Annotated in this window: 15 protein-coding genes and 1 tRNA gene; 9 read left to right on the top strand and 7 right to left on the bottom strand. The window is 65.0% G+C overall.

The annotated features are described in order from the left end of the window. Positions 1–76: 76 nt before the first annotated feature. A complete protein-coding gene (locus tag LQG66_RS09525; protein WP_231325847.1) occupies positions 77–1,966 on the bottom strand; it encodes an acyltransferase family protein in 1,890 nt (629 codons plus the stop codon). A gap of 245 nt (positions 1,967–2,211) precedes the next feature. On the opposite strand from LQG66_RS09525, the gene LQG66_RS09520 reads away from it, so the two are divergent. From LQG66_RS09520 to LQG66_RS09510, 3 genes are all read left to right on the top strand, one after another. Then, entirely contained in the window at positions 2,212–3,177 is a 966-nt protein-coding gene (locus LQG66_RS09520; RefSeq protein WP_231325845.1) for a BA14K family protein, read from the top strand. A 173-nt stretch (positions 3,178–3,350) separates the two neighbouring features. Beyond that, positions 3,351–3,962, top strand: a complete 612-nt coding sequence (locus LQG66_RS09515) for a TMEM175 family protein (protein ID WP_231325843.1) — start codon at positions 3,351–3,353, stop codon at positions 3,960–3,962. Positions 3,963–4,384: 422 nt separating this feature from the next. Next, positions 4,385–4,458: transfer RNA gene (locus tag LQG66_RS09510), tRNA-Gly, on the top strand. Between the two features lie 27 nt (positions 4,459–4,485). Here LQG66_RS09510 and LQG66_RS09505 read toward each other — a convergent pair. The 6 genes from LQG66_RS09505 to LQG66_RS09480 form a co-directional block, all read right to left on the bottom strand. Further along, complete coding sequence (locus LQG66_RS09505; protein ID WP_231325833.1) at positions 4,486–5,079, bottom strand: hypothetical protein; 594 nt, start codon at positions 5,077–5,079, stop codon at positions 4,486–4,488. A gap of 139 nt (positions 5,080–5,218) precedes the next feature. After that, positions 5,219–5,398, bottom strand: a complete 180-nt coding sequence (locus LQG66_RS09500) for a phage terminase large subunit family protein (RefSeq protein WP_231325831.1) — start codon at positions 5,396–5,398, stop codon at positions 5,219–5,221. Between the two features lie 738 nt (positions 5,399–6,136). Beyond that, positions 6,137–6,904, bottom strand: a complete 768-nt coding sequence (locus LQG66_RS09495; protein WP_231325829.1) for a GNAT family N-acetyltransferase — start codon at positions 6,902–6,904, stop codon at positions 6,137–6,139. A gap of 604 nt (positions 6,905–7,508) precedes the next feature. Beyond that, positions 7,509–7,934: a hypothetical protein gene (locus LQG66_RS09490; protein WP_231325827.1), complete on the bottom strand. Its 426-nt coding sequence runs from the start codon at positions 7,932–7,934 to the stop codon at positions 7,509–7,511. 89 nt (positions 7,935–8,023) lie between these two features. Beyond that, the gene (locus tag LQG66_RS09485) at positions 8,024–8,347 is read right to left on the bottom strand and encodes a hypothetical protein (protein ID WP_231325825.1); all 324 of its coding nucleotides are present in this window, start codon (positions 8,345–8,347) and stop codon (positions 8,024–8,026) included. A gap of 84 nt (positions 8,348–8,431) precedes the next feature. Further along, the gene (locus tag LQG66_RS09480) at positions 8,432–9,391 is read right to left on the bottom strand and encodes a LysR family transcriptional regulator (protein ID WP_231325823.1); all 960 of its coding nucleotides are present in this window, start codon (positions 9,389–9,391) and stop codon (positions 8,432–8,434) included. A 108-nt stretch (positions 9,392–9,499) separates the two neighbouring features. Here LQG66_RS09480 and LQG66_RS09475 point away from each other — a divergent pair, with 108 nt between their 5' ends. From LQG66_RS09475 to LQG66_RS09450, 6 genes are all read left to right on the top strand, one after another. Continuing rightward, positions 9,500–10,381 carry an NAD(P)-dependent oxidoreductase gene (locus LQG66_RS09475; protein WP_231325821.1) on the top strand — a complete coding sequence of 294 codons (882 nt, stop codon included), beginning with the start codon at positions 9,500–9,502 and terminating at the stop codon, positions 10,379–10,381. Positions 10,382–10,391: 10 nt separating this feature from the next. Beyond that, positions 10,392–11,921, top strand: coding sequence for an aldehyde dehydrogenase family protein (locus LQG66_RS09470; RefSeq protein ID WP_231325811.1), 1,530 nt, complete (start codon positions 10,392–10,394; stop codon positions 11,919–11,921). A 107-nt stretch (positions 11,922–12,028) separates the two neighbouring features. Continuing rightward, positions 12,029–12,985: an N-carbamoyl-D-amino-acid hydrolase gene (locus tag LQG66_RS09465; RefSeq protein WP_231325809.1), complete on the top strand. Its 957-nt coding sequence runs from the start codon at positions 12,029–12,031 to the stop codon at positions 12,983–12,985. A 303-nt stretch (positions 12,986–13,288) separates the two neighbouring features. Beyond that, entirely contained in the window at positions 13,289–14,890 is a 1,602-nt protein-coding gene (locus LQG66_RS09460; protein ID WP_231325807.1) for an ABC transporter substrate-binding protein, read from the top strand. A gap of 14 nt (positions 14,891–14,904) precedes the next feature. Beyond that, complete coding sequence (locus LQG66_RS09455) at positions 14,905–15,846, top strand: ABC transporter permease (RefSeq protein ID WP_231325804.1); 942 nt, start codon at positions 14,905–14,907, stop codon at positions 15,844–15,846. Beyond that, on the top strand, positions 15,843–16,760 hold the full coding sequence (locus LQG66_RS09450; RefSeq protein ID WP_231325795.1) for an ABC transporter permease: 918 nt from the start codon (positions 15,843–15,845) through the stop codon (positions 16,758–16,760). Before LQG66_RS09455 ends, LQG66_RS09450 begins: the two co-directional genes overlap by 4 nt. The last annotated feature ends 202 nt before the right edge of the window (positions 16,761–16,962 follow it).

Raw genomic sequence — 16,962 nt, 5'->3', positions numbered from 1 at the left:
TGCGACGGGACTATTCGCGCTAGAATTGCACTTGCGTTCGGCGCATGCAACCATTTCCATGCGCATGGCGCCGCCGCTACTCGCTCTTGCGCGGGGGCGTCGCGGGTGTGCTCAGCGTCGGTGACGCCGCGACGATACGCGAGACCGCGAGCTCCGAGCCCTGCGCGGTGAAATGGCCATCGTCCCAGGCGAGCGGCGCGCCGTCGGATGTCTGCAGCACGCAGTCGCTGCCGGTGCAGAGCAGGGTGAGCAGCGACACGTAGTCCGTCCGCGGCACGTCCTTCACTAGAGCGCGCAGGAACGCATCGACTTCGGCGAAGAAGGTCAGCATGTGGCCCTCGCTGGTGACGCCGAAGCGTGATGTTGCGATCAGCAGGTCCGGCAGCGGACGATCGAATTGCGGGCTGGGGCCGATCACCACCACTCTGCTGCCGGCCTCCGTGATCGCCTCGATCGTGGCAAGCAGGCTCGCCTGCGCCACCGGAGCCATCGCGGTGCGGGTCCAATTGCCCGAGAGGACGACGATGTCGGGCGCGAGATCGCGCGCCAGGCCAGGCAGCCGGCCATTGAACTCCGTGCAGGCCGCCGACTGGCCCGGTTCATCATAGGGCGTGCATTGCGCCATCGTGGCCCGCATCAGCGTCGCCTGCGGCAGCGCGCGCCTGAAGCCGTGGATGAGATGCGCGGCATGGCTGTCGCCCCACAGCAGGATGTTGGGGCCGGGGCCCTTCGCGAGGCAGGCCGGCTGCAATGCGTCGAATGTCTGATCCGGATTCAGGAAGCAACTGCCGTTCTCGTAGACGTTCTTGTGGTCGTAGCCGATGAAGTCGGCCATGGCCCGCTCCTGCGGCGAGAAGCGGTCGGGAAAACCGGACGACCAGATCATGATCGCCGCAGCCGACAGCGCAACTGCGCCCGTCGCCGCGAGCGTGCGTGCCGTGACCGGCCATGCGGCGCGGCGCGCCGGCTGCTCGACCAGGTAGAAGCTCGCCAGCGCCAGCGTCGTGCAGGCACCGAGCAGCGCGAGCTTGTCCATGACCGAGATCGGCGGCCCCCACACGGCGGTCGCAAACGAGACGACGGGCCAGTGCCAGAGGTAGAGCGAGTAGGACCACAGCCCGATCGCGATCATCGGCCGCGTTATCGTCAGCACGGTCCTGCTCAGCGCCGGCCGGCCCCAGATCACCGCGGCGGTGCCGAGGCACGGCATGAGCGCTGCGACGCCGGGATAGGGCGTGCGCGGCGAGAACAGATTGGTGGAGACGCCGAGCGCGATCCAACCCAATGTCGCCGCTGCGATCCTGAGCCACTGGTTGCGCAGCGGGGGGAATGCGTCGACCGCCAGCAGCGCGCCGAACGCAAGCTGCCAGGCGCGCGCCGGCAGCAGATAGAACGCGGCGGCCGGCTGGATCCGGGTCTGGATCACGCAGAGCAGGAACGAGGCTGCGCAGACCGCGACCAGGCTCGCGAGCATCAGCGAACGCCGCAGCGCGAACACGGCCAGCGTCAGCACCGGAAACAGCACGTAGTACTGCTCCTCGACGCCGAGTGACCAGGTGTGCAGCAGCGGCTTGGTGATGGCGGCCGCGTCGAAATAGCCCTGCTGCGACCAGAACAGGATGTTGGAGGAGAAGGTCAGCACCGCGAGCGCCTGCTGCGCCGCCGACACCGTTTCCTGCGGCAGCAGGATCACGCTCGCGCCGAGCAGGGTCGCGCACAGCATCGCGAAGGCGGCGGGCAGGATGCGCCGGGCGCGGCGCCGGTAGAAGGCCGCGAACGAGAACGTTCCGGCGAGCATCTCGGCATGAATGATCCGCGTGATCAGGAAGCCGGAGATGACGAAGAACACGTCGACGCCGATATAGCCGCTGCGAAACGGCGAGACGTCGTAGTGGAACGCGATCACCGACATGACCGCGAAGGCACGCAGACAATCGATGTCGGGACGATAATCGGTCGAACTCAAGATGACTGTCCGGGGGCTCGCATGCGGCTGCCGTGATGTCGCGGCCGGTTACCGCGCGGGGGCGCGACCCTGGCACGCTCCGATTGCAACCGCAATGCGGGATACCGTTCGGACCCGCACGATCGTGCAGGCAAGACACAATGCCACTGAATTGACATCGCCGTGAGGTCGGGCGGCTTGCCTTCACAGACTTGCCTCAATGCCGTGATGGCCTTGCAGAAGTTGGTAGGTCAAGCGAGCGTGTCATGCGTATGTTGGGGCTGAAGGCCGGCCGGGCTGGTTTGTTGTGTGGCGTATTTCTATTTCAGGTTGCAGCCGGCGTCACCGTTGCGCAAAGCGCTGAGCCGGGGGGCTCGCCGCCGTCCGCGGGCGAGGTGGCCGGGGATGCGGCCAAGGGCGGCGGGCCGTTCGGCGGGTGCGAGCCGATCGGGCTGACCGCGTCGGGCGAGCTGGTGTTTCCGCTCGAATGCAAGAAGGTCATCAAGAAGCCGGCCGAGGCTCCGGTCGCGGCCGACGACAAGACCGCAGCCGAGGACAAGACCGCGTCGACCGAGGCGAGGCCCGCCGTGCCGAACCAGTCTGCTGCCGCCGCCGACAAGCCGGCCGCCACCGACGCAAAGCCGGCGGCCAACGAGGCGGCTGCTGCAGCTGCAGCGTCCCCTGTGTCCGCCGAGCCGAAGCTCCCGGTGGGGGCCGACAAGCCCGCGTCGGTTCACAAGGCTGCCTCTCTCGATCCGGCGGCCGTCTCCAAGCCATCCATGGGCAAGCCGTCCATGAGCAAGGCTCCGGCGAGCAGGCCCGTCGCGGGCAATCCGGCCTCGACCAGGGCCGCCTCCGGCAAGCCGATGTCATTGAGCTCGGCGTCGAGCAAGACCGCATCGGGCAAGCCATCGTCGAGCAAGACGATGGTCGTCGCCGTCAAGGACCCGGCGCCCAAGAGCGGGCAGATCGAGCCCAGGACCGATCCGAAGGCTGCGAGCAAGGACGCGGGCAAGGACATCGGCAAGCCCACGGCGTTGTCGGCGATCAAATCGATGATCGTGATGGCGAGGCCCTCTGCGGCCGCAACGCCGGTCGCGGCCCGATCGGCGTCCGAGGACAGGCCGCGGCTGCGCACCGCCGGCATGTCCGCCTGCGTCCAGTTCCGCAGCTACAATCCGGCCACGCGCAGCTATCGGGGCTTCGACGGTCATATCTACGCCTGCCGATGAGCGGCAGGCGTAGACTGCGACGGAGGCGCGCAGTCGCGGCGGTGACGTGACGGCGCGCGCAGCGCCGTCTGTGGGCAGGCGCGGGTCACCGCGCCCAAGACCTGCTATAGATCTAAGATCTGCCATAGAGCGCGCGAGCCTTCACCCGCCTGCGTGCCCGCTTCCGAATTGACATGACCGAGCCTCAATCCGACCTGTTCGAGATGCGCCGGCTGGAATCGCTCTCCAACACCATCTTTGGTGTGGCGATGACGCTGCTGGCCTACGACCTGCCGAAGCCGAATTTCGCCGAGCTGCCCGGCTGGATCGACCTGGTCCACACCTATTCGGGTCGGCTGGCCGGGCTCGTGCTCAGCTTCATCATCGCCGGCGTGTTCTGGATCAGCCATCAACGGCGGCTGGCGCGGCAGCCGCTCGGCAGCCGAACCGTCGTGATGTTGAACCTGTTCTTCCTGCTGTCGATCGTGCTCCTGCCGGTGACCAACAGCCTCTACGGCAACTACCGGCTGAGCAGCGCGGTGGCCGTGCTCTATGGCCTGCATCTGACCATCATCGCGTCCTTGAACGCCGTGCTGTGGTGGCTCGCGACCGGCGGCGGCCGCCATGCCGAGATCGTCGGCGCGATCTTTCCCGTCGTCGTGTTCGTGCCGGGCGTCGTGATCGCGGCGCTGGCGCCGGAGTATGTCCAGTATTTCTGGATGCTCGGTTTCGGCGGGCTGGTGGCGCGCCGCTTCGTGCGCCCCAAGCCAATGCAGCCGCCGGTCGATCCGGCCCCCCGCGCATAAAAAAACGCGGCGGGCACGTGAGGCCCGCCGCGCTTCCGATCTTGAACTCGCTGGTCCAGGGCCGAGACCGCCCCGTATGCCGAGCTGCGATGCGTGATTCGAGACGCGAATCACAAGCTCAAACGTCGCTCAGCGGGCGATCCCAGCGAGGTGACAGCGCTTGGTGAAAGACACTGGATCACCTCCTTTCGTGGTTGTTGGGACCGTCAATATAGGTCCGCCCGGGGCGCGAGGATAGGGGGGACGATTACGGAACCCTAAGGGCCGCTCCGGGTCCTGCGGCGGGATGTCGTGGTCGTCCGGGCCGTTGGTTCGGGGGCCGTCGCCCCGCTGGGCCGATCCGCGCGCGCCCCTCATCCGCTGACGGACCTCCCCCGAAGAGGTTGAGACCCGCCACAGACCATGTTAGGGAACGGCGCGACGCGGGTGTAGCTCAATGGTAGAGCAGCAGCCTTCCAAGCTGAATACGAGGGTTCGATTCCCTTCACCCGCTCCAATGCTATTTCAAACACTTGTTGCATAGTCAGCTTTCCATTCGGACAAGAATGCTGGCGCTCATTCGGACAATTGGCCGTCTTTTCGCGACGCGCGACGTTTCTTGGCCCCGTTCATCACCTGTCGCGTCGTTCGGCAGCACCTTGGCCGTCGTATGCCGCCCTTGTGCCGGCATCTCGCGGTCGGTCAATTCGGCGTCGCCGCCCTCGGTGAATCCGCCGTGACGGAATGACGTGAAGGACAATTCATCCCGCAACTTGGCGCCGCGAATCACTTCTTCGACCTTGCGGCTTAGACGCGTGAAATCCGGTTGATCGGGCTTAGGCCAAGTCGGCCACGGACCACGGTCGCCCCAATCGCGGCACAGCATCAAGCCGCCGATGCGCTTGCGCTTGATGGCGTCGAGTTCGGCCATCAGTTCGGGATAGAGCGGCACGCCAACATCATCGATCAGCGGAATCCAGCTTTCCTGTTTGGTTTTTTCGTCCATCACGCGGACCATGTTCGGACGCTCTGTCGGTCGATAGTGCGACACGTCGAACGTGGCGAAGCTATCGGTTTCGCGTTGCAGCCATTCCCAAAGGTCCGAAACGAAAGCCGCGATGTTGGCGCGGGCGATCATGATCGTATCGTTGCCGAGCGCGTCTTGCTGCCGCAGGATGACGTTGCCCCGGTGAATCTCAATTGTGATTTCAGATTGCGCCGCAAAATTTTCGCCGAATGTCTGCGCAGATTGCGCAGCGCTTTGCCCGCGACAATCTTCAAACCGCCGCCGAGGACAAGACCAGGATCGGCGACGGCTCGCGGACCACGAAATGCGCCAGGGCGCCGATCAGAGTCGCGGTGTGGCCAATCCTCGCCGATTTCAGGACAGAGACGCGCTCTATCGCCGGGTCGCCGATCGCATCGCAAATTCCGCGCTGATAGCTGAAAAGCCGCATCAGCCTCGGCTTCGCCGTCGTCCCCCCGGGCAAGATGACGCTCGCCTCGATCCACTCGGGCAGCGATTGCGGGCGCTTGGCAATGACGCGGACTATTTTGCATTCCGCTGTTGGGCGCGCCCTGCCTAGAGTATTGGCGCACCGCAAGCTCTGCCAGTTCGTAATCTACTTCGTCTGCTCCGTGCACTCTGCGTCGTCTCGGTCGCACTTCGGGCAATTCGGAAATTCTGTATCGCTAGTCCAAGTGTGTCCGCAGTAAGGGCATCCGCAATCGTATTTTTTTGAATTGTCGCCGTCGCCATTGTCGTTGTCATCCTTGACGCATAATACTACGTCCTCTTTGCCGCAGGATGGGCATTTCGTTTCTTCGCCAGTATCACTGGTCCAAGTGGCCTTGCATTCAGCATTAGCGCACCCGCAAGTCCATTGTTCCTTCTTCGCCGACTTCTGTTTAGGCATCTGACGCTCTTCCTTGCGTACGCGTTGCACGAATATAATACTGCACGCTGCGCGGGTGTTGATTTGCGTCAAGGGCGGCCGAAGCCTTCATCGAAAGTCAAAATGCCTGCTGCTTTTGTGGCACATATCTCGGACCTCACACGATGTCCGACTTGAGTCCGCTGTGCGTGCCAAAGCGGACAACTTAGCAATGATCTTGCGTGGTCATTGAAATTCTGCGGCTTCTGCCCCCCCCCGCTTATAGCGTGGGCAGGAAGGACCCGCAGGCTCGCAGGCAGGTTAGTGTGGGTCCCATCGAAAATCGGCCAAGATCTTCTCTTCAGGATCAAGCAAATAGCGATGGAAACCGCAATTTATCAGGATTTCGTCCATGCGGCTCTTGTTGTCTGGCTTTACCTCGGCGAAGAGTGGCAATCCGTGATTCTTCTCGGCCTCGACTAATTGCCGGAAAACACCGTTCCCTTTTGCTTCGGCGGTCACGCCTGCGTAGGCCAAATAGATATACCGTAGTTCGTTAGCGGCGATCTTTTCCTGAGCCAACTGAAAGCCTACGATCACGCCATCAATGTCTACAGCGGCAACAGAGAAGCGATTGAGATAACAGTTGTTGATCTTCTCCCTCATCGCTTGAACATGCTCGCTCGTGCTCAGATCGATCGGAATCTGACAGGCGACCTTCCTGAATATTTGCAGGATTGTCTCAACGTCCGACGGGCGCAATGAGCGGATTTGCATTGGTTGCCTCGCCGGCCCTTTTGGTCCCGCCGCCCATAGATCGTCGATCCGGTCATTCAGCATCGGGTCGGTGGTCGGAGCAAAAGTGGGGGCGTCCCTACTTTTTGCCGCTGCCCTCGCTGCCCTTGCCTTGCGTCCATTGGGACGGCGCGTCGAACGTACGATGACCTCGGGGACGAACGCCTGCCGATGCCCGCATGATCTGCAGCGCAGTTGCCTTGCCGCCAGATCGGCGGTCGCGGCAATGATGGTGCCCCTGTGATGGCAGCGGGCACAGCGGACGCGCCAAGTATGGCCAAGCGGCAGAAGCATAGGCGTTACGTTACGCCGAGAGCGTTACGGTGTCATGTGTTACGGTCGATTCATTACGGTCTGTCACGGCGCGCGCCAAGTTTTAGACAGGCTCCGCCCTTTCTCCCGTGGATATGGCAGAGACCAGAGCACCAAACCCTCCTGATGTTCGCCAACCACGCTCCGGCATGAGGGGAGCGGCATTTGCGCCGCCGGATACTCAGTTGCCCTTCGCCTTCGGCGCACCGCCTTTTGGGCGGCGTCTTCGTCGCGCTTTTTTCGGCGCGCGACCAGCGCTTTTGTGCTCAAGGAGCCATGCCGTACTCCCGCGCTGCGTATCACCGAGCCGGGCTACTCACCCGGCGACCGTCGCACTTCTGCTTGGTCTCCACGGTCCGGGTCGCAAGTGGCACAGCGTTGCCCGGAATTGTTTGGTTCCGGGGATTGAGCGCCCCGGCGGCGCTGCGGTCATTCATCACGGCGCTTTCGCTACCGGCGGCGGGGTCATGGCCGATCTCGACCCGCCGCTATTCTCGCGGGCGCGGGCGGGATGTTGGGGAGCGAAGCGGGAGCCTCTGAGCGGACCTTCGCGCCAACAAACCAACCGCGCGGGCGCGGCTCGTTTTCAGTTGGCGCAGCCTCCCTGGCGATGGCGGCGGATACGTCGCGCGATCAGTGAGATTTCAGAATCGGTATAATCGAAACGCTGCACTGCGATGCTGCGAAACTCGGCTTCAATGATCGCGCCGCTCACGATGGCGTCGTAGAACGCGTTGAATTCGCCGATGGCGTTGGTCTTGTCATCGCCCCGATTGGGCGCATATGGCGTGCGTCGGCCATTTTCAATCTCCATTGGTGGTGGTTGACGGCATAGCAAATTGCCCGCGCACGGATGCCGCCGTTGCGCGGGTTTTCTTTTTGCGGGGATGGGTGAATGGGGGCCCGGTCGCCGTTCGGACAAGGCGGAAAAGCCGTTATGGCTCAGTGGCGGAATTTGGGCTGATTTGTCCGGATGGGCGTTGAAAGTATTCAGCCCGCGAAACCCTTCCAAGCTGAATACGAGGGTTCGATTCCCTTCACCCGCTCCAACCTCTTCCTGCCACGAGCAGCCCGTTTCGTCGGTCGGGCCGGGTGGGCCAGCTAGTCGCAAGAGACACGATTGCCAATTCGCCGGCAGGACCTGCCATCACTGAAGTAGGTCGTGTTCCCAATCGTCTGGGATGACGTGCCGTCGCTGAAATAGGTGTGATTGCCGATCTGCTGCGAGCTGGTGCCGTCGCTGCTGTAGGTGAAGCGCCCGACCTGCTGTGACGAGGAGCCGTCGCTCCAATAGGTGGTGTTGCCGATCCGCTGTCCGGACGTGCCATCATCGCACTGGATCTGATTGCCGATGCGCTGACAATTCTCAGCCTGCGCCGCGGTCGTTGCCCACAGGCTGAATGCGATCGCGAGAACCTTGCGCATGCCGGCCTCTCCTCATGCCGCAACATCCAATCGCAACCAGGGCGCGCGCGCAACCCAAAACGATCGGCGCGGACGCGGGCGCCGTCAGCGGTCGCCGGCACGCGCCCTTGTCTTGCTTGCCGCTTCCCACACCCTGAAAGCCCGCATCTGGCCGCTCAGGAAGCGCAGCAGGTGACCGGCGGCATGCGGCAGCTCGCGGCCGCGCCGGGTGATGACGCAGGCCTCACTCGACGCCAGCAGGCGGTTGTCGATGGGGACGGCGGCGAGCGAGCCGTCGGCAAGATCCGCGGCGATCGCGAACGCCGGTAGCAGCGTCAGCCCGAGGCCGCTCTTGACGAAATGCCGGAGCACATTGATCGAGCTGGTCGTGAGCTTCGGCGCCAGCGCGATGCGCTCGGCGGCTTCCGCCATCGCCACGATCTGTCGCGTGCCGTAGCTCGGGTGCATCAGGCCGAGCGGATGGTCGGCCAGTTCGCGCAGGCGTAAGGGGCGGCCGAGGCGCGCGAGCGCATGATCGAGCGGCACGATGGCGCACAGCGGCTGCCGGCTCGCGGTGGCGACGCGGATGCGCGGGTCGGCGCCGGGATTGAACACCAGCCCGATGTGGTAGCGGTCCTCGGCCACGGCGTTGACGACCTCATTGGTGCCGGCGAGATCGAACGACATCGTCAGATCTGGGTGGCGCTGCCAGAACCGGCCGAGCGGGCCCGACATCAGATCGCTGACAAAACCTTCGCCGAGCACGATGTCGACGTGGCCGCGCTTGAGGCCCACAAGCTCGCGCAGCTTGGCGACGGTGTCGGCCTGGTCGGCCTGCCATTGCCGGAAGCGCTCGACCAGCAGCGCGCCGGCGTCGGTGGCGCGGATGCCGCGGCTGAGCCGCTCGACCAGCGTCAGCCCGAGCTCCTTTTCCAGCAGCGCGATCTGCCGGCTGATCACCGAGGCGTTGATGTCGAGCGCTTCGGCGGCGGCGCGGACCGAGCCGAGCCGGATGGCCTCGTGCAGGTAATGCAGGCGGTGATGATCGAGCAGGGCGGCGGACACGGCGCAATCCAAGTGTTGACTTGAAGTCAACAGTAGCGACACAGCCCGCTGATGTCTGCCGCAAACTGAGGCGGTTACGTTTGCCGGGCAATCTTGGCAGGAGGCCTCGTGACCGCGGTCGGCATCATCGGACTTGGCAATATGGGGCGGGGCATGGCGCTGACGCTCAGGAGCGCGGGCTTTGCCGTCACCGGCTACGACGCGCTGCAAGCCACGCGCGACGCGCTGGCGGCCGAGGGCATCGCGGTCGCCGCCTCGATCGGCGCAGTCGTGGCCGCCGCCGACATCGTGATCCTGTCGCTGCCGACCGCCGAGATCGTGGCCCGCGTGGTGGAAGGCGCTGATGGCATTTTCGCGCATGCGCGGCCCGGCGTCGTCATCGTCGACACCTCGACGTCGCATCCCGAGACCTCGCGCCGGCTAGCTGCTCTCCTGAAGGCGCGCGGCATGGCGTTCATCGATGCGCCGGTCAGCGGCGGGCCAAAGGGCGCGGCGACGGGCACCATGACCATGGTGATCGGTGCCGAAGACGCAGACCTCGTGCGCGTCATGCCGGTGCTGGAGCGCATGAGCGCCAAGCGCGTGCATGTCGGCGGCGTCGGCGCCGGCAACGTCGCCAAGATCGTCAACAACCTGCTGTGCGCCGCGCATCTGCTCACCGCCGCGGAAGCGCTGCGTATCGCCGATGCCGCCGGCGTCGACGCCGAGCGGCTGCTCGAGGGACTGAACGCGGGCTCGGGGCGCTCCGGCGTGACGCTGGTCAACGTGCCGAACTGGATCCTGAACGGCGCGTTCGATTCCGGCTTCACGATGCAGCTGATGCGCAAGGACATCAGGCTCGCTTCGCAGCTCATCGGCGAGCTCGGCCTGGCGCTGCCGATCGCGGCCGACACCGCGCGCATCTGGGCCGAGAGCGCCGCGACCATAGGTGACAAAGAGGATTTCAATCGCATCGTCGAGCTGCAGCTCGGCCCGCTGTCGAAGCCATGAGAGGGACGCCATGACGCATTTCATCGATCCTCGGCTGCGCGCGGCGACCTTGCCGTTCTGGCCTGATTTCGAGATCATCGGCTCGCATGTCGGCGGTGAGCTCGTCATCGGCAACGGCGCGACCGTCACCGTGAACGATCCCGCGACCGGCAAGGTGCTGTTCAGCTATGCCGATGCCGGTGCCGATGTCGCCGCGAAGGCGGCGCAGGCCGCTGTCATCGGGCAGGCGGAGTGGGCGCGTTTCACGGCTGCTGGCCGCGGCCGCATCATGCAGGCGGTGGCGCGTGCGGTCCTCGCCAACGCCGAGCCGCTGGCGCAACTGGAGTCGCTTTCCGCCGGCAAGCCGATCCGCGACACACGTGGCGAGGTCGCCAAGGTCGCGGAGATGTTCGAGTACTACGCGGGCTGGGCCGACAAATTCCACGGCGACGTCATTCCGGTGCCTTCAAGCCATCTCAACTACACGCGCCGCGAGCCGATGGGCGTGGTGCTGCAGATCACGCCGTGGAATGCCCCGGTCTTCACGGCGGGATGGCAGATAGCGCCCGCGATCAGCATGGGCAATGCGGTGCTGCTGAAGCCGTCGGAGCTGACGCCTTTGACCTCGCTGGCGCTGGCGGTGATTGCGGAAGCCGCGGGCCTGCCGAAGGGCGTCGTCAACGTGCTCGCCGGCTACGGCCACACCACGGGGCAGGCGGCGCTGGCCCAGCCCGCGGTGAAGAAGGTGGTGTTCGTCGGCTCGGTGCCGACCGGGCGGCTGATCGGCGAGGCTGCGGCGCGGCGGCTGTTGCCCTCGGTGCTGGAGCTCGGCGGCAAGTCGGCCAACATTGTGTTCGCCGATGCCGATCTCGAACGCGCCGCTGTCGGCGCGCAGGCCGCGATCTTCGGCGGCGCCGGCCAGAGTTGTGTGGCGGGCTCGCGGCTGCTGGTGCAGAGCGCGGTGTATGACCGCTTCGTCGATCTGGTCGCGCAGGGCGCGGCGAAGATCAGATGCGGCGATCCGCTGTCGGCGGAGACCGAGATCGGTCCGATCAACAACGCCAGGCAATATGAGCACGTGCTGTCGCTGATCCGAGAGGGCGCGGCGGAGGGCGCCGAGATTATCACCGGCGCACATGGGGCGGCAAAGGACGGCGGCTATTTCGTCAGCCCCACGGTGTTGAAGAACGTCACCAACGCGATGGGCATCGCGCGCAAGGAAGTGTTCGGCCCTGTCGTCGCCGCGATCCGCTTCGAGACCGAGGAGGAGGCGATCCAAATCGCCAATGACAGCGAGTTCGGGCTGGCCGGTGCGGTGTGGACCAGGGACGTCGCGCGCGCGCATCGCGTTGCCGCACACGTCAAGGCCGGCACGTTCTGGATCAACGCCTACAAGACCATCAACGTGGCCTCGCCGTTCGGCGGCTACAACAACAGCGGCCATGGCCGCTCCTCCGGCGTCGAGGCGCTGTACGAATATACGCAGGTGAAGAGCGTCTGGGTCGAGACCGCGGCCGAGCCGGCCGTCGCCTTTGGTTACGCACCGGGCCTTCGTGAATGAAGGCTTCGCGAATGAGGCGCTTGCGCTGACAGGGCTGCATGGCATGATCAGTGCAGGAGCTGCGCGCCCACAGAACATCCACTCAGTTCCGAAATGAGGAACATGTCATGCCGCGCTTCGTCAACGTCGCCATCGGCCAGCTCGGGCCGATCGCCAAGAGCGAGGCGCGACCTTCCGTCGTCGCGCGCCTGATGGCGCTCATGCGCCAGGCCCACGCCAACGGCTGCGACCTGATCGTCTATCCCGAGCTCGCGCTGACGACCTTCTTCCCGCGCTGGTACATGGCCGATCAGGCCGAGATCGACACTTATTTCGAGCGCGAGATGCCGGGGCCGGAGACCCAAGCCTTGTTCGCATTGGCGAAGGATCTGCGCATCGGCTTCTGCCTCGGCTATGCCGAGCTCACGGTCGAAGACGGCATCGTGCACCGCTACAACACCGCCATTCTCGTCGACAAGACCGGCACGATCGTCTCGAAATACCGCAAGGTGCATCTGCCGGGGCATGCCGAGCACGAGCCGTGGCGCAAGTTCCAGCATCTGGAAAAGCGCTATTTCGAGCCGGGCAAGAAATTCGGCGTCGCAGCCGCGTTCGGTGGCGTCATCGGCATGGCGATCTGCAACGATCGCCGCTGGCCGGAGACCTATCGCGTCATGGGCCTGCAGGGCGTCGAGATGGTGCTGATCGGCTACAACACGCCGGTGCACAATCCGCCCGCGCCGGAGCATGACGACCTCTCGCTGTTCCACAACCGCCTCGTGATGCAGTCCGGTGCCTATCAGAATGGCACCTGGGTCATCGGCGTCGCCAAGGGCGGCATCGAGGAGGGCATCGACCACATCGCCGGCAGCTGCATCATCGCACCCTCGGGCGAGATCGTGGCGGCCTGCGCCACCAAGGGCGACGAGATCGCGCTGGCGCGCTGCGACCTCGATTTGTGCAAATCCTATAAGCAGACGATCTTCAATTTCGACGTCCACCGCCAGCCGCAGGCTTACGGCATGATCGTCGAACGCAAGGGCGAGACGCTGATGGCCGACGGTTCGCGCGTGCGAAAGCCGTGATATGGCCAAATGGCACGCTGCGTAGGGTGGGCAAAGGCGCAGCCGTGCTGCTTCCAAACGCGAGATCGCAATGGCGCCGTGCCCACCATCTTGCAGCGGAGTGTGCGGCGCGATGGTGGGCACGGCGCCACGGTGACCTCGGACGTGGAGAGATCATCGCATCGCCTTTGCCCACCCTACCGCACCTCGGCCCTTGCGCAGGGTGCCTCATTTGCGTTCAAATGAATCGCCTTCGCGCGCATGGCATGGGCCTTGCTTACAATTTCGGCAATTGAACTCAGGCAAGTTGCATCAGGAGCAGACATGGATCGCAGGACGGTATTGAAGGGGTTGGCGGGCGCGGGCGGCCTGGCGCTGACGGGTTTCGCGGCGCCGGCGATCGCGCAGGGCGCAGCGGCGCGCACCTTGCGCTTCGTGCCGCAGGCCAATCTCGCCAATTTCGATCCGATCTGGGGCACGCAATATGTCGTGCGCAACGCCGCCGCGATGGTGTGGGATACGCTGTACGGCATCGACGACCAGTTCGTGCCGCAGCGCCAGATGGTGGAATCCGAGGAGGTCTCGTCTGACGGCCTGACCTGGACCTTCAAGCTGCGTCCCGGCCTCAAATTCCATGACGGCGAGCCGGTGCTCGCCAAGGACGTCGTCGCCAGCCTGACGCGCTGGTCGGCGCGCGACCCGATGGGCCTGATGCTCAAGGCGATCCAGAGCGAGCTCGTGGCGGTCGACGACAAGACCTTCAAATGGGTGCTGAAGCAGCCTTATCCGAAGATGCTGTTCGCGCTCGGCAAGGGCAATGCGCCGTGCGCCTTCATCATGCCCGAGCGCCTCGCGCAGACCGATCCGTTCAAGCAGATCGCCGAATATGTCGGCTCCGGCCCGTTCAAGTTCGCCAAGAGCGAATGGGTGCCGGGCGCCAAGGCCGTGTTCGAGAAGTTCACCGACTACGTGCCGCGCCAGGAGAAGCCGGTCTGGCTCGCCGGCGGCAAGCAGGTGCTGATGGATCGCGTCGAATGGGTCATCATGCCCGATCCCGCGACTGCGGCAGCCGCGCTGCAGAACGGCGAGGTCGACTGGTGGGAGAACCCGATCACCGATCTCGTGCCGGTGCTGAAGGGCAACAAGAACATTGGCGTCGACATCGGCGATCCCCTCGGCAATGTCGGCTCGTTCCGCATGAATCACCTGCATGCCCCCTTCAACAACGTGAAGGCGCGCCAGGCGATCCTGATGGCGCTGAGCCAGGAAGACTACATGCGCGCGCTGGTCGGCGACGACAACTCGCTGTGGAAGCCGCTGCCCGGCTTCTTCACGCCGGACACGCCGCTCTACACCGAAGCGGGCGGCGACATCCTGAAAGGCAAGCGCGATTTCGCTGCCGCCAAGAAGCTGCTCGAGGAAGCCGGCTACAAGGGTGAGCCGATCACCTGCGTCGTCGCGCAGGACCAGCCGATCACCAAGGCGTTCGGCGACGTCACCGCGGATCTTCTCAAGAAGCTCGGCATGAATGTCGACTTCGTCGCCACCGACTGGGGCACCGTCGGCGCCCGCCGCGCCCAGAAGACGCCGCCGTCCCAGGGCGGCTGGCACGTGTTCCACACCTGGCACGCCGGTGCCGACTGCATCAACCCGGCCGCCTACACCGCGCTGCGCGCCAATGGCGACAAGGCCTGGTTCGGCTGGCCGACCAGCGAGCCGGTGGAAAAGGAGATCACCAACTGGTTCGCCGCCAAGTCGCTCGACGAGGAGAAGGCGGTCGCCGCGCGCATCAACAAGGCCGCGATCGACGACGTCGTGTTCGCGCCGACCGGCTTCTTCCTCGGCTACACCGCGTGGCGCAAGAACGTCGCCGGCGTGACCAAGGGGCCGATCCCGTTGTTCTGGGGCGTGTCGAAGACCGCATAGGGCACTGATATCTCATGCTCGCTTATGCGCTCCGACGAGTCCTGTCGACCTTGCCGGTGATGGCGTTCGTCGCGCTGTTCGTCTTCAGCCTGCTCTACATCGCGCCGGGCGATCCGGCCGTTGTGATCGCCGGCGATCAGGCGAGCCCTGCGGATGTCGAGCGCATCCGCGCCAATCTCGGGCTGGACCAGCCATTCCTGGTCCAGTTCGGCAGCTGGGTGTGGCGTCTGCTGCACTTTGATCTGGGCACTTCGATCTTCACCAATCTTCCGGTTGCGTCGATGATCGCCCAGCGCCTGGAGCCGACGCTGTCGCTGATGATGGTGACCTTGCTCCTCACCATCATCGTCGCGGTGCCGCTCGGCGTCATCGCGGCGTGGAAGGCGGGCACCTGGATCGACCGCATCATCATGGCGTTCGCCGTGTTCGGCTTCTCGGTGCCGGTGTTCGTGGTCGGCTACATCCTGGCCTATGTGTTCGCCCTGAAGTTCGATTGGCTGCCGGTGCAGGGCTACACGCCGCTGTCGCAAGGCGTCTGGCCGTGGCTGCAGAACCTGATCCTGCCCGCGGTCGCGCTCGGCTGCGTCTATATCGCGCTGATCGCGCGCATCACCCGTGCCGCCATGCTCGAGGTGCTGCAGCAGGACTATATCCGCACCGCGCGCGCCAAGGGGCTCGGGCAGGGCGGCATCCTGTTCATCCACGCGCTGAAGAATGCCGCGGTGCCGATCGTCACCGTGGTCGGCATCGGCATTGCGCTTCTGATCGGCGGCGCGGTCGTCACCGAGAGCGTGTTCGCGATCCCAGGTCTCGGCCGGCTGACCATCGATGCCATCCTGCGCCGTGACTATCCGGTGATCCAGGGCATCGTGCTGCTGTTCAGCTTCGTCTACGTGCTCGTCAATCTCCTGATCGACATCACCTACACCCTGGTCGACCCGAGGATCCGCTATTGACCGCAACGACCACAACATCGCCGCCGCCGGGCCTCGTCATCGCGCCTCGCCTGCCGGACTTGATGGCGGCGCCGAAGATCAGGCGCGGCGCCATCGGCTTCCTGCGCAATCATCCGACGGTCGCGATCGGCGGCGCGCTGCTGCTGCTGCTCGTCATCCTCGGCGTGTTCGCGCCGTTCTTCGGCACCGTCGATCCGACCGCGATCGCGCCGGCCAAGCGCACCCGGCTGCCGTCGGCCGATTTCTGGTTCGGCACCGACGCGCTCGGACGCGACATCTATTCGCGCGTGCTCTACGGCACCCGCGTCTCACTGACGGTCGGGCTCTCGGTGGCGCTCGCGGCCTCGGTGATCGGGCTCACGATCGGCCTCGTCGCCGGCTTCGTGCGCTGGGCCGACGGCGTCTTGATGCGCTGCATGGACGGGCTGATGTCGATCCCGCCGATTTTGCTGGCGGTGGCGCTGATGGCGCTGACGCGCGGCAGCGTCGGCAACGTCATCCTCGCCATCACCATCGCGGAGATTCCGCGTGTCGCACGGTTGGTGCGCGGCGTCGTGCTGAGCCTGCGCGAGCAGCCCTATGTCGATGGCGCCATAGCCTCCGGCACGCGCACGCCGATGGTGATCCTGCGCCACATCCTGCCGAACACGACCGCACCGATGCTGGTGCAAGCGACCTATATCTGCGCCAGCGCCATGATCACCGAGGCGATCCTCTCCTTCATCGGCGCCGGCACGCCGCCGACCATTCCGTCCTGGGGCAACATCATGGCCGAGGGCCGCGCGCTGTGGCAGGTCAAGCCCTATATCGTGTTCTTCCCGGCGGCGTTCCTGTCGGTGACGGTGCTCGCGGTGAATCTCGTCGGCGACGGCCTGCGCGACGCGCTCGATCCGCGCATGGCGAAGATGCCATGAGGGATGGCGTGATGAGGAGGATGTCCAGCGCACTCGCACCGTCCGCGTCAACACGCGCGCTGCGTCAGACGCGCTCAACTCTCTCCGCCCGTCATTCCGGGGCAGCCCGCAGGGCTGAGCCCGGAATCCATAACCACAGGCAGATGATGCAGGGTGAGATGCAACGACGTGTGTGCTTCACACGTCATTCCGGGATTATGGG

Source organism: Bradyrhizobium ontarionense (genome assembly GCF_021088345.1).
Lineage (GTDB): Bacteria > Pseudomonadota > Alphaproteobacteria > Rhizobiales > Xanthobacteraceae > Bradyrhizobium > Bradyrhizobium ontarionense.
The sequence above is the reverse complement of the archived record's forward strand: the minus strand, read 5'-3'. Positions and strand labels throughout refer to the sequence as shown.